Source organism: Sulfitobacter sp. S223 (assembly GCF_025143825.1).
Taxonomy (GTDB): Bacteria; Pseudomonadota; Alphaproteobacteria; order Rhodobacterales; family Rhodobacteraceae; genus Sulfitobacter.
On the sequence record NZ_CP083561.1, the window covers coordinates 47609 to 68872 of the forward strand.

The following is a 21264-nucleotide window of genomic DNA, read 5'->3' on the forward strand; positions in this document are numbered from 1 at the left end:
CCTCGGGGAGAACTTCTAAAATGATAAAGACTGTTGAAGCCGGGCAACCGGCTAAAGCGACCGACTCCGTCGTGCCACCTGTGGTGCTGACCGGACAGGTGTCGTGGGACACCGTGTCACCCATCGCATACATCAGACAAAAGTTCGGCGCCGAAATGCTTAGCTTTCTGGCACTGTTTGTTTCACCCAAGGCAGATTTCGCAACAATTGTCGCAGAAGCCGAAACACTTTTCCCCGATACCAATGTCGCCGCCTGCACCACTGCAGGTGAGATTGGCGCTGGTGGCTACGATGAGGGGCAGATCATCGCGCTTGGCTTCCCGTCTTCGGGCTTTGCGACAACATCTTTGATGGTCGAGGATATCAACGATCTTGCCCCCATCCCCCTGATTGACCGTATCGCGATGGAACGTGTGAAACTGCAAGAACGCCATCCGACAATGACCTCTGGCTTTGCATTCCTTTTGGTGGACGGGCTGTCGCGTGCCGAAGACGGTCTGACCGCGACAATCTCCCCTGCCCTCCGCGATATGCCGATGTTCGGTGGATCAGCCGGCGATGGGACCAACTTTGAACATACATCCGTCGCATTGAACGGAAAAGTAGCGCAGAACGCGGCTATTCTGACACTTGTGCGCAGCCGCTATCGCACACAGGTTTTCAGCCTTGATCACCTTGTTCCTTCCGACCACCAGATGGTCGTAACGGGGGCCGATCCGGACCGCCGGATTGTCAAAACAATCAACGCTGAGCCCGCTGCGCGAGAATATGCCCGCATCGTGGGCAGAGACCCCGAACAGCTGGACAGGCTCACATTCGCGTCGCATCCTGTTGTCGTGCGCATTGGCGGCGCACACCATGTTCGCGCGATCCAGCAGGTCAATAGCGCAGGCGAGCTGGTGTTTTTCTCTGCGATCGACGAGGGCATGGTGCTGACGGTTGCCGCCCCGCAAAACATGGTCGAACATTTGCGCAACAAAATGATCGGGCTATCAGCCAACAAGAAACCGTCGGTTATTCTGGGCTGTGACTGCATCTTGCGGCGCATCGAAGCAGAACAGCGCCAGATCACACACGCTCTGTCCGATGTGATGTCATCCTATAACGTCACCGGATTTTCGACCTACGGTGAACAGATCGGTGCCCTGCACGTGAACCATACAATGACCGGCGTCGCCATCTATGACGAAGAAGACTAAGCTCATGTCCCTGATCAACCCCGCAGATTCAATCGAGCGGCAGAACGAAAAACTCTTGCAGATTGCCCAGTCGCTGATGCGGCGGGTTGAGCAGAAGAATGAGCAATCCGGATTTGCCTATCAGCAGTTTGAACGCGCTGCCCTGCTGGAAACGGAGGTCCGTGAACGGACCCTTGATCTGGAACGCGCGCTGGACCTTTTGCAGGAATCCAACACCCGTCTTGAAATCGCAAATGACGAGACCGAAAAAGCCCGTTCAAACCTGACGGAAGCCATCGAAACAATCAACGAAGGGTTTGCCCTGTTCGAGGAAAAGGACGGGTTGGTCTTGTCAAACAGCCGCTTTTGCCGCGATTTGGTCGACATTGAAGGGCAGCTTGTCAGGGGCCTGCAGTTTGATCAATACGTCAAACTGATCTCGGAAAGTAACATGCTTGGCCTGCCCAAGGGGCAAACCGCCGCCGAATGGGCAGCGCAGCGTATGGCCCGCCACCGTGATGATCACGTTGTATTCAACGTCAAACTTAAATGGGACCGCTGGTTACAGGTCAGCGAACACAGGACCTCTCGCGGGGGCACCGTGATCTTGCAAACGGATGTGACCACAATCATCCGCCGCGAACGCCAGGAACGTGACAAAATCCGCGGCAAACAAGCCGAGATATTGCAGGCCACGCTTGACCACCTGAATCAGGGTGTATGCATTTTTGACAACTCGCAAACTCTGGTGGGGTGGAATTCCCGCATGAATGGTCTGTTCAAAGCAGCCCCAAACGCCGCCGTTCTCGGGATGGAGTTTTCGGTCCTGCTGGAGCGTCTGAAAGATGAATTGACCTTTGGCCCGGGTTTCGGCGTAGAGGATCTGCGCGAATGGGCGAATTCAAAGTGCGGCCGTACGCCGATCCTTTTTGAAATCACCCGCGACACCCGTCAAACCTACAGCGTTTTTGCACAGGAAATGCCCGACCGTGGATTGGTGATCAGCTTCACCGATGTGACCGCCGAACGGGCCGCAGCCCGAACCCTGTTTGAAATGAATGAACTGCTTGAACAGCGGGTCGATGACAGAACACGGGAACTGGAAATGGCCCTGGCCGAGGCAGAGCGCGCCAATGCCTCAAAGTCACGGTTCGTGGCGGCAGCCAGCCATGATTTGCTGCAACCTCTGTCAGCCGCCAAACTCTTTGTGTCTTCGCTATCGGACCAGACCGATCCGGAGGATACGCAAAATATTTTGGATAAGGCCGAAATGGCGCTGAGCAGTGTTGAACAGTTCATCGCCGCGCTGCTGGACATCTCGAAGCTGGATTCGGGAAAAGCTGTGTTCGATGTGCGACCCTTGCGTCTGTCCGGTATCTTTGTCCCGCTCCGCAATGAATTGATGCCTTTGGCCCAGCAAAAAGGCATCGACCTGACCATCATGGAATGCGGTCTGACAGTGGAAAGCGATCCGGGATATCTACGGCGGATTGTGCAAAACCTGCTGACCAACGCCATTCGATATACTGACAGCGGTCGCGTGTTGGTCGGTGTCCGCCGCACCGACACAGCCGCACGGATCGAGGTCTGGGACACAGGGCGTGGCATCGCCCATGAAGACCAGCAAACCATCTTCAAAGAATTCGAACGCCTGTCGCCTGATAATTCCGACACCGGTTTGGGGCTTGGCTTGTCGATCGTGGAACGCGCCTGCAAAGGGCTGGATCACCCGCTAAGCCTATGGTCCGAACCGGGTGTCGGTAGTTGCTTTGCGCTGAACGTCCCGATCCACGTCGGCGACACGGACACCAGCACCCCCGCCCGTGGCCGACCAACACTGCGGCACGGCACCCTGGAGGATCAGCTTTTGCTGCTGGTGGAGGATAATCTACAGCTTGCCCATGCCATTACCATCATGATCGAAAGCTTTGGCGGGACTGTTATTCACGCCCAAAACGCAGAAGAAGCCCTTGTTATACTTGGTGAAATACAGCTGATTCCGGATGCAATGCTGATTGATTACCAGCTCGGCGCTGGTCAAAATGGCATCGAGTTCCTGCAAGGCGTGAATGCACGGTATGGCCCCGTCCCCGCCGTGATCATATCAGCCGAACGTACCAAGGTCCTGCGTGACGCCTGCAAAAATCTGGGTGTTCAACTGCTGCCAAAACCGGTTGAGAAAGACCGCTTGAAACGCATGCTGCTCGACATGCTCAAGACTGACGTGGGCTGATCTCAGGGGCTTTTTCGGTACACCAGTTCTGCGGTTTCGTCGTGTGACAACGCGTCCGCAAGTTCCGTCATCTTGTCGTGCAGAGGTGATTTTATACATACCGGATCAGTCGCTGCCGGATCGCCTGCAATTGCCATCGCCTGACAACGACAGCCCCCGAAATCCAGCTTGCGCCGGTCGCAGGATTTGCAAGGCTCTTGCATCCAGTCTTCGCCCCGATAGGCGTTGAAGGCAGACCCATCATACCAGATATCGGCAAGGCGTTTGTCACTTACATTATCAAATTCAAGCGTCGGGATCGTTTGTGCGGCATGACACGGCAACACCAATCCGTCTGGCGTAACATTTAGCCCGGTCGTTCCCCACCCGCCCATGCATCTTTTGGGATAATCACTGTGATAATCAGCGGGGACGTAATCAATCACCAAAGTTCCCTTCAGCCGTTCTCTGGCTTCGGCCACGATCCGGCTGGCTTCGGCGGCTTGTTCACGGGTCGGCATCATTGCTTCGCGGTTGAGCATCGCCCAGCCGTGAAATTGTACAATGGCGACCTCCATACGCCGCGCCTTCATGGCTACGGCCATTTCGATCGCGTCGGGTAACTGATGCAGGTTTTGGCGATGCACAACAGCGTTCAACGTCAGAGGAAATCCGGCCTCGACGATCCATTCGGCCGCCTGCATCTTGCGCGCGAAACCACCCTTGTACCCGCCAATCCTGTCCGCCATCTCGGCGTCTGTGCCTTGCAAGGACAGTTGCACATGATCCAGCCCTGCTTGCTCAAGCTCGGCCAAACGCCGCTGCGTCAGACCAATCGCCGATGTGATCAGGTTCGTATACAGGCCCGCCTTGCGTGCGCCTGCGACCAGCGCCACCAGATCGCGCCGCGACGCAGGTTCGCCCCCAGACAGGTGTAACTGCAAAACACCCAATTTTGCAGCCTGCTCAAACACATCCAGCCAGACATCGGTGTCTAGCTCACTTTCTTTCTTGGCCATCTCCACCGGGTTTGAGCAATAGGGGCAGGACAACGGGCAGCGATAGGTCAGCTCTGCCAGCATCGCGATAGGCGCGGGGATAGATGCGCGCGGGACCATCAGGTCAGCTCCAATATGCGGCGATCGCTCAGACCGGTCAAAAATTCGGCCACGTCACCGGTAATTTGATCCACCGGAGCGGAATAGGCATCCGCCAAACGCGCCACGACCTCGCCAAAGTTACGCTGCCCGTCGATTTCGTTCAGGATAGCAAATCCGATGGGATCAAGGTTGATCGTTCGCTCCGGAGCAAGCAACACCCAAAGATCGCGCACCGTGTCCTTGTGCAAGCGCACGCCGCGGGGGATCACAGGAATGGCGTCATTGGCAATCTGTGTCATGTGCTGGCCGCAATCAAATGCGTGCCCGGCTGCCACCCACCCGGCGGAATGCGCGCGGGCGTCACATATGCTGCGTGCAGCGCATCAAGCTGCGCCCACAGAACATCGGTTTTAAAAATCAACGCGGCCGCCGCTGCATCCTGCTTTTCCGCGGTGTCAGCATGCTCAAGAACCCATGCAAGACCAAAGGCCACATCTTTGGGCGCCTCGTTAAGCCGGTTGCGGAAATAGGACAGGCTGCTGTCATCAGCGAAGTCGTAATTCGCCAGCAAACCTTCGATACGGGCCGCGTGGATTTTGGGCGCGAACAATTCAGTCAGGGATGCTGCCACCGCCTCAAGCAAAGTCTTGTCGCGCACGTATCGCACATAAGCATCCACAGCAAAGCGGGTCGCAGGTAGTACACCATTTTTGCTTGCAACATACTCGCGGTCCAGCCCGACAGCATCCGCCAACCGCAGCCAACGCGAAATGCCCCCCTCGTTCTGATCCGTGCCATCGTGATCTTCGATCCGGGATCGCCACGCCCGGCGCAAGGCAGGATCATCCACGCGGCTCATGAAAGCAGCGTCTTTGATCGGTATGCTTGCCTGATAGTAAAAACGGTTGATCACCCAGGCACGTACCTGATCGGGAGAGCATCCCCCCGAATGCAGCAGATGATGAAACGGATGCTTGTCGTGGTACCGCTCTGCCCCGATTTGGCGCAGTCTGGCTTCGAATTCCGCAGGTGATGCTGTCATATCGTTAATTCCATTCCGTCCTGAGCAATCGTCCACCCTGCCGCCTCGGCCTGTTTCTTTTGCTCTGACGTGGGGCGCAAAACGGGATTGGTGTTGTTCATGTGAACAAAGACCTTTTGCCTGACAGATATATCCTCGAATGCTGCAATGGATCCATTGGGCCCCGACATCGACATATGTCCCATGCGCTGTCCTGTCTTCTGGCTTAGACCCGCCGTGACCATTTCATCATCTTGCCACAGCGTACCGTCAAACATCACCATATCCGAACCGCTGATGCGATCGCGCAGATCATCTGTCATCGTCGAACAGCCCGGAATATAGAACACATTCTTTCCCTCGGCGCTTAGGTGCACACCTACGGTTTGTTCGCCCTGCAGATCGGTCTGTACGGTGGCCCCCTCCAGATAAAGAGGCACCTTACCCGGCACGGCGAACAACCGTGCGGTCAGGCCTGCCGCCAGTTCAAATTCCTGATCCAGTGCAATACTGCTACGGGTGACAAACGCCGGGTTCAACGCTGCGAATATCGGATTGTCGGCAATGACCTGATGAATTTCGGCAGTTGCGAATAATTCAAACGCCTGCTGCTCGCGCAGAGTCAAAAGCCCTGCAACATGGTCTATATCCCCATTCGTCAGCAACACCGACCGTAAGGGCGACTTGCGCAGACCTGTCGGGTGCAAGACAGAAGCACGCGCCATTTGATCGCGTATGTCCGGGGATGCATTGAGAATCGCCCAGTCTGCCCCGTTCGCGCTGAACGCGACCGATGACTGGGTCTGAGGCGGTATCGCCCCTTTACGCGCAAGGTTGCAGTTATCGCAGCCACAATTCCATTGTGGCAAACCGCCCCCTGCAGCAGCACCAAGAATTTGCGCGCGGAATGACATTAATTACCCCGCACGCATGGTTTCTTAGAACAAAACGCCGTCGTCGCTCTCGCGATCGCCGTCGGGACCGTACATGTTGATTTCCATGCCGCATTCGATTTCACGAATAATTGGTTTCGCCCATGCCATCTTAGTTCCTCCCAAAAAATAAAGCATACCAGTACAGTTTCGTTCTGGTAAGGTCGTATGTCTATGCGACCAAGGTGCAAGTTATACCCCGGTCCGATCTTCACGTTCTTTGATTCATACCACATTCAAAGCGGCAAAGCATCAGGCTAGACGTCACCGTTGATGGGGCGTCCCCTGCGGGCACCGATTACAATGCGCCCGCAGGATTATTAAAGATTGCGTCGAAACTATTTCGTTTCGGCACGCTCGCTCTGCAAGCCACGGAAGATGCAATAGCACAGCCCCAGCAAGATCACGGTGAACAGCAAACCTGTCGAGATGACCATCGATTGAAGTGCCGCCAGACCGCCGCCAAGCAACAGTGCAATCGCAACGGCACCTTCGAAGATGCACCAGAACACGCGCTGTGGCACGGGTGCGTCTACCTTGCCCCCTGCCGTGATCGTATCAATCACCAAAGAACCTGAATCCGATGACGTCACGAAGAAAACAATCACCAGCACGATACCGATAAACGAGGTGATCGACGCCAGTGGCAGTTCCCCCAACATCTGGAACAATTGGCGCGGCAATTCCGCTGACTGGGCGCCTGTGAACCCGTCCGTGATAACTTGATGGATTGCAGTGCCGCCGAAAATCGACATCCAAGCCACGCAAACCAGCGACGGGATAACCAAGACGCAAATGATGAATTCACGCACCGAACGGCCACGGCTGACACGTGCGATGAACATGCCGACGAAAGGTGACCAGCTAATCCACCACGCCCAATAGAACGCAGTCCAGCCTTGGCTAAAGTTCACATCTTCACGGCCAAAAGGATTGGCAAGACCGGGAAGATATTCGACGTAGGCTGTCAGACTGTCCCAGAAGAACGAGATCAGAAAGGCAGTCGGACCGACGATCAGCGTGAACAGCGCCAGCAAGCCGGCCAGACCCATGTTGATCTCGGACAGGATTTTGACACCGCCATCAAGCCCGCGCAGCACCGATACCAGCGCCACCGCCGTGATCGCAGAGATCAGAATAACTTCTGTCTTGTTCCCCATCGGAATGCCGAACAGCTCGTTCAAACCAGCACTTGCTTGCGTCGCTCCCAAGCCAAGTGATGTCGCCAGACCAAAGAGCGTCGCAAACACTGCCAGAATGTCGATGACATGTCCCGGCCAGCCCCAGACACGGTCCCCGAAGATCGGATAGAACGCAGAGCGGATCGTTAGCGGAAGACCCTTGTTATAAGAGAACAGGGCCAGCGCGAGACCGACGATCGAATAAATCGCCCAAGGGTGCAGACCCCAGTGATAGATCGTTGCAGCCATCCCCAGCCGGATCGCTTCGTCCTGATTGTCCAAAGCACCAGCAAGCGGAGCCCAGTCAGTGCGCAGGCCACCTTCGGCAGCAGTACCGCCAACAGAAGATGAGAAATGCGACAGCGGCTCTGATACGCCGTAGAACATCAGGCCGATACCCATACCGGCGGCAAACAGCATCGAGAACCACCCCAGATAGGTATAGTCAGGGCTTGCCGTAGACCCACCAAGCCGGATCTTACCGAATGGCGAAACGATGAGGAACAATGCAAAAATAACAACCAAATCGGCCGAACCGATCAAGAACCAGTCAAAGTTCTTGGTTGTAAAATTGAACATGCCGCTAAAAATAGCGGCCGCCTGCTCTGGCAAAGCCAGCGTGAAAAACACAAAGGCCACGATAGCGGCCCCTGAAATGGCAAAAACAGGATTATGAATGTCAAAACCAAACGGGCCAACAGCCCCGTCAACGTTATCTTGACCGATCTCATACTCTGTATCGATGACATCCGAGGCTCCCTGTGGGGCAGGTATGCCTTGGTTCGTTGTTTCATCAGACAAATGAATCTCCTTTTCTAATTACGTCGATCCAAATCATCCCTTGTCAGCATCGGGGCGGGCAACAGCCAAGTAATCCACTTACCGTTTCATCGCCTTGCGATAGTAGCAGCGATTATACCGTTACCAAAAGAGAAAGGCCGCAATGCCAACATGGTTTTGATCACATCTACCTTGCGTAACAGCCTTCTGCCCAAAACCGCAACCAGTCATGGGCAGTGATATCCCACATTCAAATATGGACATGTGTCGCGAGATCAGCAGCGGCTTACCCAACCGCGGGGATTCATGGTGATGTCTTCAAATATGAATGTGATATACGAGCATGGATCGCAGTTGGGCAAACGAGGGCACACATGACGACACGGGTTCTGGTTCTGGGCAGCAGCGGACGCATCGGCACATTGTTGCGCCGCAGCTGGGCGCAGTCTGACGGTGCGGTTGCGCAACCGGAGACAGAGTTTGTCTTTCAAACGCGCCACGCCACCGCCGAACACACTCAGGATATTCTCTGGGACCCTCTACAAGAACCCTCTTCGTCCGTCGTGACTGCCGGCCCTTTTGACTGCATGATTGTGCTGTCGGGTATTGTCCCCAAACCAAGCGCCGATTTCACGCTGAATACGACCATCGCAATCGCAAGCATCACTGCGGCGGCGCGCCTTGGAATCGGGCATGTCCTTCTGGCCTCCACCTCGGCAGTATACGGAAACTACAGCGACAGCCCCTTTGCCGAAAACGCACCCCTGAAACCGGTCAACGACTACGGTCGCTCGAAACTGGAGATGGAGCAAGCGGCACAGGCCCACGCCCGTGCATCCGGCGTAGGCCTTTGCTGTTTGCGGATCGGCAATGTTGCAGGCGCGGATGCGTTGCTGTGCAATGGGGCCGCACTGGCGCCCGGTGAAACCCTGACGCTTGACTATTTTAGCGACGGGGGCACGCCTGAACGGTCCTATATCGGGCCAAAAAGCCTTGCCTGCGTATTCCGCTCATTGGTGGCGCAGCGCGACAGCCTGCCTTCGGCCCTCAACATCGCCACGCCACAACCGGTCACAATGCGCGCACTGGCCGAAGCCGCGCAAATGCCCCTTGTGCTTGTCCGCGCCAATGAGGAAGGTCACCAGCACATCACGCTGGACTGCGCCGCCTTGGAAGCACTGCACCAGTTTGCCGCCAAAGAGACGACCCCCGCAGAAATGGTCCGCCAGTGGAAAGACCTGCGCCAATAGCGCGGACCGCGTGCCAATCAGGCGCGGGGATAGGCCTTCAACGCGCGCGACAGCCGGTTCAACCCCTCTGACAGATTGACAGCCTCTCCGCCGCCAACACCCAACCGGATGTGGTTGGGTTGTTCATAAGAACTGCCCGGTAGCAAAAAGGTACGGTAGGGATCGGCAAGCAGGAAGCGGGCAAACGCTTCGCTATCGATGCCGTCCGGCAAATGCGCCAAACCGATCAGCCCCGCGCGCGGACTGACCTACTGCAGCCCGTCTTGCTGCGCGATCCAGTCGTTGATTTGGGCCAGATGTGCCAACCCTTCGGTCCGTGCCTTGGTCAACGCGGGGTCATAGCGTTCCGGTCGCAAGGCAATTTCAGCGATGACCTCACCCATGATGTTCATGATCTCTGACGAGTTTTCGCGCAGGATAACTGCATCGCGGATCAACCCCGCATCGGGGCAAATGATCCAACCCGTGCGCAGCCCTTGCAGACCAAGCGCCTTGCTGACCGACCCTGTGGTGATCCCGCGCGCATACATGCCAGCAATACTGGGCGCGCGCGGCCCCTTCCATTCAAGGCCGGCGTAGACCTCATCCACCAGCAGCCACGCGCCCACGCGGTCGGCAATCTGCACGATCTCAACCAGTTCAGCCGCATCCAGCATATCGCCAGTCGGGTTGTTGGGGTTGGTCAGGAATATCATCCGCGTACGGGCCGTGACAGCATCCGCCAGCTCATCAATCGGCAGACGCCAGCCATCCGCTTCGTGCCGCGTTACCTTGACCACCGTTGCACCGATGGCCTTTGCCAATACCTCTGCTTGCGGCCAACCGGGGGTTTCGATCACGATCTCGTCACCCGGTTGCAGCAGTTGCATGATCGCCAGATAATTTGCCTCGGCGGCACCGGCGGTGATCAGCACATCGGCAGGCGCGCAGACACCCGCCAAACCCGCCTGACGCAACACGTGGTCTTTCAGTTCTGGCAAGCCGCTGAAATCACGGTTGTTCCAATCCAGCGGCATGTCCGGATCAAGATCATCCAGAAAATCACCCAAACTGGGCGATTGCGCGAGAGAAAAGCCAACTATGGCTTCGGGCGCGGCTTCTGTCGTTTCAAGAAGATATTGAAATAACGTGTGTATCTTGACTTTCATGCCGTGCCCCCGTTTGCTTGGGCCATGAAAAACCATGTGCAGCTAAAGGGCAAACCCATTCGTCTGGCAGTGCTGGATTACGGGCTGTTTCAGGTCCACGCAAATGATCGCATCATCGGCATTTGCGGTTTTGTCATCCAGACCGACGCGGATGAAACCGTACTGATCGACACCGGATTTCCCGAAAAATATGCGCTGGATGCAGAGGCGGCCACGGCAGAGGATGATCTGGGCAGCTTTGGCCGTGTCCTGTCTGTCACGCCCGACAACATGCCCGCCGCTCAGCTGGCAAAGCTGGGGATAGCCCCGTCCGATATCACGTTGATGATCCAAAGCCACACCCACATCGACCACGTGGGTCACATGGGCATGTGCCCCCACGCACCAATCCTGATTTCCGCTGCCGAACGCGCCCTGCCCCGCCCGCTTTATTGGTCGGGCAAACAGGCGATGGACTGGCCGAAAGCGGAATACCTGCTGGTAGAACGGGATTTCACCTTGGGCGAAGGGTTCGACGTGCTGCTGTGTCCCGGTCATGCGCCCGGTCAGTTGGCGTTCTTGGTCACGCTGCCGCAAACGGGCGTGGTGCTGCTGACCTCTGACGCAATCAGCCGCGCGTCAGAAATTGACGAAGGCTTTGCCGGTTCTTGGGACGTGCCGCTGGCGATCCATCACGGTGACCGCCTGATGAAACTGGCGGCGGATCTGGATGCCATGGTGATCTTTGGACATTCACCCGAACAATGGCCCAGCTTAAGGAAAGCGCCCGATTGGTTTGAGTGATCGCTTAGCGCACGTCCCGTCCCTGATTGAGAATGATCACATTCCCGCTTGAGATATCGCCCGCAGGCGAGACCAGAAAGCCTACCCAAGCTGCAATCTCTGACGGCTGCATGGCACGGCCATGGGGCATTTTCGCGATGGCATTGGCCAGCACCTCTTCGCTGACCACACCGAACAGCGGCGTTTCGGTCATGGCCGGCGCGATAGAGTTCACGGCAATCTTTTCGCGCGCATAGCGCCTAGCAAGGTCCTTGGTCAACGTATCAAGCGCAGCCTTTGAAGCGCGGTAATGCGGCGGATCGAAAGCATCAAAATTATACGCACCGTTGGATGAGATATTGACTATCTTGCGCACGCCTTCGCGCCCTTCCATCAGCTTGATCGCCGCCTGACAGCAGTGGAAAGCGCCAGAGAAATTAAGCGCCATTTGCCGTTCGAATTCGTCTTCGGGGATGTCAGGGAATTCGGACATAAAACAAGTGCCCGCGTTGTTCACAAGCACATCGACGCCGCCGAAATCTGCTGCGATCTGCTCAAACGCTTCCGAGATCGCGGGCTTGCGCATCAGATCGGTAACAATGCCTGTAAACGATGGATCGTCCGACATCTCCTTTAGCCCTGCGGCGTCCACATCAAGGCCCACCACCGCCAAGCCATCCGCGATCAACTGCGCGACAATCGCGCGGCCCATGCCACCTGCCGCACCGGTGACTACTGCAACCTTTTGCATATTCTTGTCCTTCTTATTTGCGTAGCGCATCGAACAGACGGCCCACATGTTCCGTCGTTGTAATCGCACCGGGCGAAAGGCGCAGGATCGTCCCGCGCGCATCTGCATAAATGCCCTGTCCGCGCAATTCGTCCACCCGCGCTGGGGCATCTTCAAGCTGCAACATGACAGAACCACCGCGCTGACCTTCGTTCCGAGGCGTGGTTATCCGGATGCCAGCGGCATCGGCCAGATCAATGATCGCGCCGGTTAGTGCGCGGTTGTGGGCAAGCAAACCCGTTTGCCCCGCGTGCCAGCGCAACGCCGGTACTGATCCGACGCACGCCATGACCGACGGCGTTCCATGCTCGAACCGCCGCGCATCAGGTGCGTAGGCGAAAGCGTCCAGATCCCATGAAAACGAGTTGTCCTGAGAGAACCAGCCGCGCAGCTCCGGCGTAACCTCTGCGATCAGGTCTGCACGCATTTGTACAATCCCCGCACCCGGCGTTCCGCAGAGCCATTTCAGCGTGGTGGACACCACAAAATCTACCGAAGTTTCCTGCAGCGAAAACGGGATAATCCCGACGCCCTGCGTCAGGTCCACCCCGACAAACGATCCCATCGCCTGCCCGTGTGCCAGCAACCGCGCCAGATCAGGCCGGTGCGATGCGGTCGAGGTGACAAACGTCAAAAGAGCCAGCCCCACATCCGGCCCCCAAGCCGCCAGCATATCGTCATCTTCAACCCAGAACGCCCCGTCGCGAAGCGGCACGGTATCCAATGTGAACCCCATGCGCGGAGCCAGCCCCGCCAGCAGAAAGTGCAACGAGGGAAAGCAATCCGCCGCGATCAGCACCCGCTTGCCGCGCAGCCGCTCACCCAATCCGCCCATCACTGAATAAAGCGCGGTCGTCACGTTATCCGCCGATGTCAGCGTGCCCGCGTCTGCCCCGATGAGGTCTGCCCACAGCTGCAAAAACTCTGCCCTTGCGGTCAGCATCTTGGGCCATTGCGCATCATCATATGCGCCCCAGACATCGGTGAAATGCCCAAGTGCGGCGGCCATTTGTTCGGCCTTTCCAGGATATTGGCCAATAGAGTGATAGAGAAAATAGGCAGGGTCAGTCATTGCGCGCTCCGTTTGGGCCAAGCCTAAAGCTTGCGCGCATGTTCTTGAACCCCTGTCGCACGCACATTAGATGTTAGCGATGATAAAACACCTCCCCTCCCGACAAATCATCCTGCGCGGCGCCCATAATGTCCGTGATCTTGGCGGTTATGTGACGGCGCAAGGCGGCACCGTGCCATGGCGCCGGTTCTTGCGCGGTGATTGCCTGCACCGTCTGGACGAAGGAGAACCGGAGCGCCTGCATTTCGAAGGGCTGCGCATGGTCGTCGATCTGCGTACCGCCCGCGAAGTCCAGGAAGCGCCCAGCCGTCTGGACCGGATGCGTGGCGTTGAATGGGTCAACCTGCCGTTGTTCGATGCGCTTTCGCCCTCCGCACTGGCAGAGGTCGACGTGCCGGAGGGCCATCCGCTGCTGGCCATGTATGTCACCGCGATCGAAACCCGCGGCGAAGCGATTGCCGGTATTCTGGATCGGATCGCCAAAGTGCGCGAAGGCGCGGTTCTGTTCAACTGCACCGCCGGCAAGGACCGTACAGGCATCATTGCCGCGCTGTTGTTAGGACTGGCAGGCGTGTCGCATACAGACATCATCGCTGATTATGCGATGACCGAAACCCTGATCCCCGAACTGGTCGCCGAATTCCTCAGCCGGTCACGGGCGCGCGGTGGCGATGTCGAGGCCTATGCCACTCTGCTTGAAAGTCCCGCCAGTGCTATGGCCGGATTGCTGGGGCATCTCGATACCAAATACGGCTCTGTTATGGGGTATTTTGACCATATCGACATCCCCACCGAAACCCTCTCGCGGCTTCAGGTTCGTATGGGCGTTACAGGATGACCCGATGTTCGCGCTGGCCTTTGGCCTGCGTCTGAATGACAAAAGTCTTACCGTCATCCGGCCCTGCGCGATCCCCCATGCCCATAGTGGCAGAGGTGACATATAGCTGGTCCAAATCCGTGCCACCAAAGGCAGGGCAGCTTGCCTGCCGCGCTGGTATGCTGACCGCACCCATAAATCCGCCCTCTGTATCATAGCGCGCAACCCGTGAACGCCCCCAATGGGCAACCCACAAACACCCTTGCGCATCAATCACGGCCCCGTCGGGAAAGAACCCGTCGGTTTGCGTGTCGATGAACACCTCTGGCGCCGCCTTGGGCCAGCCTTCGGCGTCCAACGCCACGCGCATTACTTGCCGTGTATGGGTGTCCGTGAAATGGGCAAAGCGTCTATCCGGTGAAAAGCAGATCGCGTTGGACACGGTAATGTCGCGATACAGTGTTTCCACCGTCCCGCGATAATAGCGGTGAATGGCCCCTGCCCCTTTTTCCATATCCTTGCCCATAGAGCCGATCCAGAAGCCGCCGAACGGGTCCGCGCGCCCGTCGTTCGAGCGCGTGACCGCGTTATCTGCCTCCAGCGGGGCGACATGTTTCTGCGCACCAGTCTCAAGGTGATAGGTAAACAATTGTGTCTCTGAAGCGATGAACAGGCTGTCATGATCCAGCCAACCTGCCGCGGAAACACATTCCTCGAACTGATGCACCCGACCTTCGCCATAAAGACGCATGTTCACAATATCGAACCAGAACAGCGATTGCCGTTCCGGGTGCCACAGCGGTCCTTCCCCAAGGGTGCAAATGGTCGGGTCAAAAACGCTCATAGAAAATCTCCCATCGGACACATCCTGCCCGCTCCGATGGCCAGCCTAGCTGTTGCGCCCGACCAAGCCCATGGCAAATTTCTGCGCGGCAGGCCCGAAACACACCGGGGCGGTCCTTGCCCTCTGGCGCGATTGGCTTCAAAGTCGGCGCGAACTCAGAAGGGCCCCGCCATGACACAGACCACCCTGCGCCAGCACCTACAGGCACAAAGCACCGACACAGATCTGATGATCCTGATGGAGGACATCGCCACCGCCTGCCGGATGATCGCAGACCGCGTGCGTCACGGCGCATTTGCCGGTGTGTTGGGGGCCGCCGAGACCGAAAATGTGCAGGGCGAGACGCAAAAAGAACTCGACGTGATCTCGGACGAGGTGTTCCAGCAGATTGTTGGCGGAAACCCGTCGCTGGCCGCGCTCGTGTCCGAAGAAGTGGACGAGGTGAACTGGCGCAAGGAAGCACCAAAGGCGGGTGATTTCGTGGTCTACTACGATCCGCTTGATGGTTCATCCAATCTGGACGTGAACCTGTCGGTCGGTACGATCTTTTCGATCGTGCGGCTGGACGCGGCGATCACGCCGCAGGCCGATGCCGTACAGATCAAAGGCACCGAACAGGTTGCTGCGGGCTACGCGATTTACGGGCCTTCCACGGGTCTGGTGATCACCACCGGACAGGGCGTGGACGGCTTCACACACCACCCGGGTTCAGGTGAGTTTCTGCTGACCCAGCCCGAGATGACAATCCCGCCACAGACACAGGAGTTCGCGATCAATGCCTCGCGCTATGATCTGTGGGAAAAGCCTGTACGCAGCTATATTGACGATTGCCTGCGCGGAGCGAACGGCCCGCGCGGCAAGAAATTCAACATGCGCTGGTGTGCCTCTATGGTGGCCGATGTCCACCGCATCCTGACGCGCGGCGGCGTGTTCCTGTATCCGCAAGACGCAGGTAATGCCGCACAAGGCGGCAAGCTGCGCCTGATGTATGAGGCAAACCCGATGGGCATGCTGGTGGAGCAGGCGGGCGGCGCGTCTTCAACCGGTCGTGGCCGGATCATGGAGGTGGCACCCACAGGACACCACCAGCGCGTGCCGGTCATTCTTGGCTCACGCGATGAAGTGGCCGTGATCGAGGAATATCACCGAAAGTAGAGCCTAATCCGCTTCTTCGAGACCTTGCGCAATGTGCGCATGGCCTTGCAGGATATCGTTATGGATGGCCTCGCCGACGGTTTCATAGTCACCGTCGCGCAGGGCCTGAATCGCGACCTCATGCATGTCCGGCAGCGGATCTGTCCGGGCCTGCTTCACCATCACCCGCAAGGACGGACCAACCCGCAGCCAGTGTGACGCCGCCGTGGCCATCAGAATCTCGGCCTCGGAATGGGCGTAGAGCGTCCAGTGGAAACGGTGGTTGTGGCGCAGATAGGCGCGGATGTCGCCAGCGGCCAGCGCTGTGTTGACCTCCTCGTCGATCTGTTCAAGCGTGTCTATATCCGCAGGTTCCATCCCGACGGCGGCCAAACGCGCGATTTGTGGCTCGATACCGGTGCGGGCATATGTCAGCTCTTGCAGCTGTTCTATCGTCAGTTCGGGAACCATCAGGCGACGGTTGTCGCTGGCCCGCAAAGCGCCTTCGGCGGTCAGGCGGCGAATAGCCTCACGCGCGGGCGTGATCCCCGTGCCAAGACGGTCAACGATGCCTTGAATCGTCACCGCTTCCCCCGGCAACAGCTCTCCGAACAGGATCAGGTCGCGGGCCTTGCGGTAGGTCACTTCGTGGTCGGGCAGCGGCGCGGTGGTAGAGCTCATCGGTCAGCCTATGGTTTACGTTATTGGTGCAGTATCATGGCAAGGTTTGCACGCCTTTACCATAAGGATCAGACACTAAGTTTGGCCTGAACCGCCCTGCCCGATCCTGCATAGCGTTTTGCGCGACCTTACTCTGCCATTTCGGGGGTGAACGTGCGCTCCAGCGCCCAGCTTTCAGTGCAACGAGCCATATCCGGATACAACCCTGCGGGCTGTCCCGCCAGCCATGCGCCACCCGATGCGGTAGCATCGGTCACTTGTGGGCGAACAACCGGCGCGCCATGCCGCCCCCAAAAGCGCGGGATCGGTCGTGCCTAAATCCGCGACCAGGCGACTGAGACCTCCTGTGCGCGCGTCGGAAACTTCACGCCCCCACCCCAAACATCACGCGCTGTTACACAACCGTTCGCTCTACCGCCAATGCTGAACATGTCTACAGAATCTGCGCTGCCATTGGCTGCCGCTATGCTCCCACATGCGTTTTGAAATTCTTAAAATCTGTCCAGCTCCCGCCCTTCAGCGGCCCAAGAATGCCGCCCCGCCGCCGCGCGGGTGAGGAATCAGTTGCCAAACAGAGTGATTATCCGCTAAGAAACGAAATTAAAGGCGCTATCGGAATAAAGCGTTACTCAAAGAAGGCCGCAGAGCCTTCGTTAAAGGCGGTACAGGACAATGGGAAATCGGCCCGACAGCACCCCTATGGTGCAGTTTGATATCAATACCCGCATTCGGGAGAATGCGGAAGACCTTGCGGCAGCGCTTGATAGCCACATGCTGAAGGTCTTTGCGCCAGACGCGCGCAAAGAGCTGCGCCGCTTTTCGGCCGGAGAGGCGGCAGAGCTGCTTGGCATCTCCACCAGCTTCCTGCGCAAACTGCATTTTGACGAAAAAATCCCCGATGTAGAGTCTACTTCTGGCGGCAGACGGCAATACGATGCAGAGACCTTGCTGGATATTCGCAAAATTCTTGAGACCACCGCGAAGACGCCCGGAACCTATATGCGCGGCCGCCGCGAAGGCGATAAAGTTCAGGTACTTTCATTTCTGAACTTCAAAGGTGGCTCCGGCAAAACCACCAGCTCGATCCACACGGCCCAGCGTCTGGCGCTAAAGGGTCTGCGTGTGCTTGCCGTGGATATCGACCCTCAAGCGTCTCTAACAACACTGTTTGGCTATCGTCCCGAGGTGGATTTCCTGAACTCCGGCACGATCTATGACGCGATCCGCTATGATGATCCCCTGCCCTTTTCCCACATTGTGCAAAAGACATTTTTCACCGGGATTGATCTGGCACCGGGCGGATTGCTGCTGCAGGAATTCGAACACGAAACACCACAAGCGTTGCGCGCCAATATCCAGCCCGCATTTTACGCGCGCATGGCCGCTGCCTTGCAAGAGGTCGAAGACCAATACGATGTGATTATCTTCGATTGCCCACCGCAACTTGGCTATCTGACGATGTCCGCGCTGTGTGCCTCTACCGGCGTGGTGATCACCATCGTGCCCAACATGCTGGATGTCGCGTCCATGTCGCAGTTCCTGCAAATGAGCGCGGACCTGCTGGATGTTGTGTCCGGTGCAGGTGCAGACATGACCTTTGATTTTATGCGCTTCCTAATCAACCGGTATGAACCGAACGACGGGCCGCAGCAGCAGGTCGTGGCCTTCTTGCGCCAGCTGTTCGGAGACGAAGTTATGGTCGCGCCGATGCTGAAATCCACCGCGATCAGCGACGCGGGCCTAACCCAACAAACGGTCTATGAGGTCGAGCGGAGCGCGTTTCACCGAAACACCTACGACCGCGCGCTGGATTCACTCAATCTTGTGAACGACGAGATTGAATCACTCTTGCAACAGGCATGGGGGCGTTAAATGGCACGTAAAGGCATCTTGGGAGGCGATATTCCCGCCAAATCACAACGGCGTCCCGCGCCCAATGCCGCGACATCACAGGCGCCTCGTGGTGCTGTCGGCGCGTTGCAATCTTCCCTGACCAAATTGCAAGAAAACGCGGTCCAGGAAATTGACGTTGCCCTGATTGATGAGGCAGGCGTCGAAGACCGTTTGGGCGTAGATAGCGCGGCACAAACCCAATTGCGCGAAAGCCTTGCAACCTACGGCCAGCAAGTCCCCGTTCTGCTGCGCCCCCACCCGACCAAGGCTGGCCGGTACGAGATTGTCTATGGTCGCCGCCGCCTGATGGCGCTGCGCGATCTGGGTCAGCCGGTAAAGGCGATGATCCGGCAGTTGGACGATCATGCCTTGGTCATGGCGCAGGGGCAGGAAAACACCGCCCGTCAGGATCTGAGCTTTATCGAAAAAGCATCCTTTGCGGCGCAGTTGGCAGCGCAGGAATATGACCGGCAGACAATCGCCGCAGCGCTGTCGATTGATTTGCCGATGGTGTCGCGGATGCTCAAGGTCGGGACGGCATTCCCCCTGCCCTTCCTGCGCCAGATCGGTAGCGCACCCGGCATCGGGCGTGATCGCTGGATGGCGTTGGCGCAAGCGTTGGAGCAAAACAATAGCACCGGCCATGCAACCGCACTGATGAACACGCCTGATTTCACGCAGCTTGGCTCTGACGAACGGTTTGACGCAGTATTCAAGCGCGCCAGCCGTGCCGCCACAAAAGCCCCCAAAACCGCGCCGCGCCCGCGCACTCTGCGCAAGGCAGACGGCAGCGCGCTGGGGGATATCAAGACAACGAGCAAAGGTGTCACGCTTACGATCGCCGCGAAGACGGCAGACGGGTTTGACGCCTGGTTCGACAGTAACGCCGAGGCGCTGCTGCAAGACCTTCATGACCGCTGGCAAATAGAGCGGTCAGAAGACTGAGGAAGTAGCAACAATAATAAGGAAGGCACGAACCCTAAGGACAAAAAAGAAAAGCCCCCCAGAATTTCTTCCGGAAGGCCGTTCTCGATCTTTGCACATCTGAGATAGCCCCCACCGGAAACTCTGTCAACTCTGCATCGCGGTGCAGGGCCGGGATACCTTTGTCTTTCGTGAAATTGTGATGAAACAGGACCACCGGACATCGTTTGGGCGGCACAATACTGCTGTGCCCGCGACACAAAGACCCCGCAAGGATGACACAGGCTTGCACGACAAGTGGCAATTGCTGACTGCATTGACAGACGCTGCTGCTGATTTCGGGCTGAACCACCGCAGCCTATCTGTGCTGCGCGCCTTGATGAGCTTTCACCCCGACCGGATGATCGCACCCACACCACTGAGCAGCATCGTCTTTCCCGCCAACCAGACTTTGTCAGAAAGGTTGGGTGGCATGCCAGAAAGCACGCTGCGGCGTCATTTGGCGGCGCTGGTGGCAAGCGGACTTGTCAGCCGTCATGACAGCGCCAACCGCAAACGCTTTGCGCGTGGTCGGGCGGGGCAGGGCCGTTTGGCCTTTGGGTTTGATCTATCACCTATCGCACGGATGTCTGCGCAAATCACCGCACGCGCACAAGCGGCCCAAGATGTCCGCGCGGCACTACAAAGCCTCCGCGCGGAACTCGCGGCGCTCCGACAGCACATCATTGAGGGGCAGGGCCCCTGCGAACAAACTGAAGAAGCGTTCAGATTACTCCGCCGCAAACCAGATGGCCCAGCGTTACAAGCCGCAATTGATCGGCTGACAATCATCCATGAAACATTCAAAACGAGCAGCTCTGACAGCCAAATTGAGCGGCACATACAGACAGAATCTAAAATATTATCTGAAAGAGAAACCAACGCAGAAAACGATACGCCATCTTTCGAAGATGTTGTCACGCAATGCTCAGAATACCAGAGCTTCTTTCCAGAACCTGTGCACAGCTGGCAGGATCTATCTCGTGTGGCACACGCCTTGGCACCAATGATGGGAATAGAAGCAAACGTCTATGCCCAAGCCTTGCACAGAATGGGGCCAAAGCGGGCGATCATCTCGATTCTCTGTATTCTTGAAAGTTTGAAAACCATCGGTAACCCCGGTGGGTATCTGCGGCGACTTGTCCAACAGGATGTGGCCGGACAGTTGGACTTGTTTTTCCTTCTAAACAAGACGACTAAGGGCAATCATCTGCCAATTGTCAGCTGACAACTATAAATAACGTTATAAAACATGATGTTAGGTATTTTTCTGTACGTGGGAGTCAGCAATCCGGTCAAAATGCCCGTTTTTGGGGAATTCGCGCAACAAGGCCATAAAATTTATGGAATGCAGCGGATAGTCCAGTGTTTCCCCTTGCTTATAAATACCATCGTTGCCCATACCATTGTGTAATAGCGGGTGTTGCGCAGCGGGAATCTTGGTGTTTGGCGTTCGTCCCTGCGTTTTTGTTGAGAAAAGACGGGCGGTTAATGTTGCGAAATCAG

At 57.2% G+C, this 21264-nt stretch carries 19 protein-coding genes and 1 pseudogene; 9 read left to right on the top strand and 11 right to left on the bottom strand.

The annotated features are described in order from the left end of the window. Positions 1-20: 20 nt before the first annotated feature. A complete protein-coding gene (locus tag K3757_RS18390) occupies positions 21-1199 on the top strand; it encodes an FIST N-terminal domain-containing protein (RefSeq protein ID WP_260001443.1) in 1179 nt (392 codons plus the stop codon). Between the two features lie 4 nt (positions 1200-1203). Continuing rightward, complete coding sequence (locus K3757_RS18395; RefSeq protein ID WP_260001446.1) at positions 1204-3411, top strand: PAS-domain containing protein; 2208 nt, start codon at positions 1204-1206, stop codon at positions 3409-3411. Positions 3412-3413: 2 nt separating this feature from the next. Here K3757_RS18395 and pqqE read toward each other — a convergent pair whose 3' ends face one another. From pqqE to K3757_RS18425, 6 genes are all read right to left on the bottom strand, one after another. After that, positions 3414-4508 (bottom strand): pyrroloquinoline quinone biosynthesis protein PqqE, encoded by a 1095-nt coding sequence (gene pqqE, locus K3757_RS18400; protein ID WP_260001447.1) that lies wholly within the window; start codon positions 4506-4508, stop codon positions 3414-3416. Continuing rightward, positions 4508-4789, bottom strand: coding sequence for a pyrroloquinoline quinone biosynthesis peptide chaperone PqqD (gene pqqD / locus K3757_RS18405; protein WP_260001448.1), 282 nt, complete (start codon positions 4787-4789; stop codon positions 4508-4510). The genes pqqE and pqqD overlap by 1 nt, the downstream gene beginning before the upstream one ends. After that, positions 4786-5532: a pyrroloquinoline-quinone synthase PqqC gene (gene pqqC, locus K3757_RS18410; protein WP_260001449.1), complete on the bottom strand. Its 747-nt coding sequence runs from the start codon at positions 5530-5532 to the stop codon at positions 4786-4788. Before pqqC ends, pqqD begins: the two co-directional genes overlap by 4 nt. Continuing rightward, the gene (gene pqqB, locus K3757_RS18415) at positions 5529-6425 is read right to left on the bottom strand and encodes a pyrroloquinoline quinone biosynthesis protein PqqB (protein WP_260001450.1); all 897 of its coding nucleotides are present in this window, start codon (positions 6423-6425) and stop codon (positions 5529-5531) included. The genes pqqC and pqqB overlap by 4 nt, the downstream gene beginning before the upstream one ends. A gap of 24 nt (positions 6426-6449) precedes the next feature. Continuing rightward, positions 6450-6554 carry a pyrroloquinoline quinone precursor peptide PqqA gene (gene pqqA / locus K3757_RS18420; protein WP_260001451.1) on the bottom strand — a complete coding sequence of 35 codons (105 nt, stop codon included), beginning with the start codon at positions 6552-6554 and terminating at the stop codon, positions 6450-6452. A gap of 227 nt (positions 6555-6781) precedes the next feature. Continuing rightward, complete coding sequence (locus tag K3757_RS18425) at positions 6782-8425, bottom strand: BCCT family transporter (protein ID WP_260001452.1); 1644 nt, start codon at positions 8423-8425, stop codon at positions 6782-6784. A 353-nt stretch (positions 8426-8778) separates the two neighbouring features. On the opposite strand from K3757_RS18425, the gene K3757_RS18430 reads away from it, so the two are divergent. Then, a complete protein-coding gene (locus K3757_RS18430; RefSeq protein WP_260001453.1) occupies positions 8779-9654 on the top strand; it encodes an NAD(P)-dependent oxidoreductase in 876 nt (291 codons plus the stop codon). Positions 9655-9671: 17 nt separating this feature from the next. Here K3757_RS18430 and K3757_RS18440 read toward each other — a convergent pair. Further along, positions 9672-10802, bottom strand: a pseudogene (locus tag K3757_RS18440) (aminotransferase class I/II-fold pyridoxal phosphate-dependent enzyme). Between the two features lie 24 nt (positions 10803-10826). Here K3757_RS18440 and K3757_RS18445 point away from each other — a divergent pair. After that, positions 10827-11585, top strand: a complete 759-nt coding sequence (locus tag K3757_RS18445) for an N-acyl homoserine lactonase family protein (protein ID WP_260001456.1) — start codon at positions 10827-10829, stop codon at positions 11583-11585. 4 nt (positions 11586-11589) lie between these two features. Here the strand turns inward: K3757_RS18445 and K3757_RS18450 are convergent, their stop codons facing one another. Together K3757_RS18450 and K3757_RS18455 are read right to left on the bottom strand one after the other, a co-directional pair. After that, complete coding sequence (locus tag K3757_RS18450) at positions 11590-12315, bottom strand: SDR family NAD(P)-dependent oxidoreductase (protein WP_260001457.1); 726 nt, start codon at positions 12313-12315, stop codon at positions 11590-11592. A gap of 13 nt (positions 12316-12328) precedes the next feature. Beyond that, on the bottom strand, positions 12329-13426 hold the full coding sequence (locus K3757_RS18455; protein ID WP_260001458.1) for an aminotransferase class V-fold PLP-dependent enzyme: 1098 nt from the start codon (positions 13424-13426) through the stop codon (positions 12329-12331). A 79-nt stretch (positions 13427-13505) separates the two neighbouring features. Between K3757_RS18455 and K3757_RS18460 the strand changes: the two genes are divergently transcribed. Then, positions 13506-14264 (top strand): tyrosine-protein phosphatase, encoded by a 759-nt coding sequence (locus K3757_RS18460; protein WP_260001459.1) that lies wholly within the window; start codon positions 13506-13508, stop codon positions 14262-14264. Here the strand turns inward: K3757_RS18460 and K3757_RS18465 are convergent. Next, a complete protein-coding gene (locus K3757_RS18465) occupies positions 14254-15087 on the bottom strand; it encodes an SMP-30/gluconolactonase/LRE family protein (RefSeq protein ID WP_260001339.1) in 834 nt (277 codons plus the stop codon). The two genes, K3757_RS18460 and K3757_RS18465, sit on opposite strands and share 11 nt — an antisense overlap. Before the next feature lie 171 nt (positions 15088-15258). Between K3757_RS18465 and K3757_RS18470 the strand changes: the two genes are divergently transcribed. Continuing rightward, positions 15259-16242, top strand: a complete 984-nt coding sequence (locus tag K3757_RS18470) for a class 1 fructose-bisphosphatase (protein WP_260001341.1) — start codon at positions 15259-15261, stop codon at positions 16240-16242. Between the two features lie 3 nt (positions 16243-16245). Here the strand turns inward: K3757_RS18470 and K3757_RS18475 are convergent, their stop codons facing one another. After that, positions 16246-16902, bottom strand: coding sequence for a GntR family transcriptional regulator (locus K3757_RS18475; RefSeq protein ID WP_260001343.1), 657 nt, complete (start codon positions 16900-16902; stop codon positions 16246-16248). A gap of 672 nt (positions 16903-17574) precedes the next feature. Here K3757_RS18475 and repA point away from each other — a divergent pair. From repA to repC, 3 genes are all read left to right on the top strand, one after another. Beyond that, positions 17575-18774, top strand: a complete 1200-nt coding sequence (gene repA / locus K3757_RS18480; RefSeq protein ID WP_260001345.1) for a plasmid partitioning protein RepA — start codon at positions 17575-17577, stop codon at positions 18772-18774. Beyond that, complete coding sequence (gene repB / locus K3757_RS18485) at positions 18775-19740, top strand: plasmid partitioning protein RepB (protein WP_260001347.1); 966 nt, start codon at positions 18775-18777, stop codon at positions 19738-19740. Between the two features lie 181 nt (positions 19741-19921). Beyond that, positions 19922-20986 carry a plasmid replication protein RepC gene (gene repC / locus K3757_RS18490; RefSeq protein ID WP_260001350.1) on the top strand — a complete coding sequence of 355 codons (1065 nt, stop codon included), beginning with the start codon at positions 19922-19924 and terminating at the stop codon, positions 20984-20986. The last annotated feature ends 278 nt before the right edge of the window (positions 20987-21264 follow it).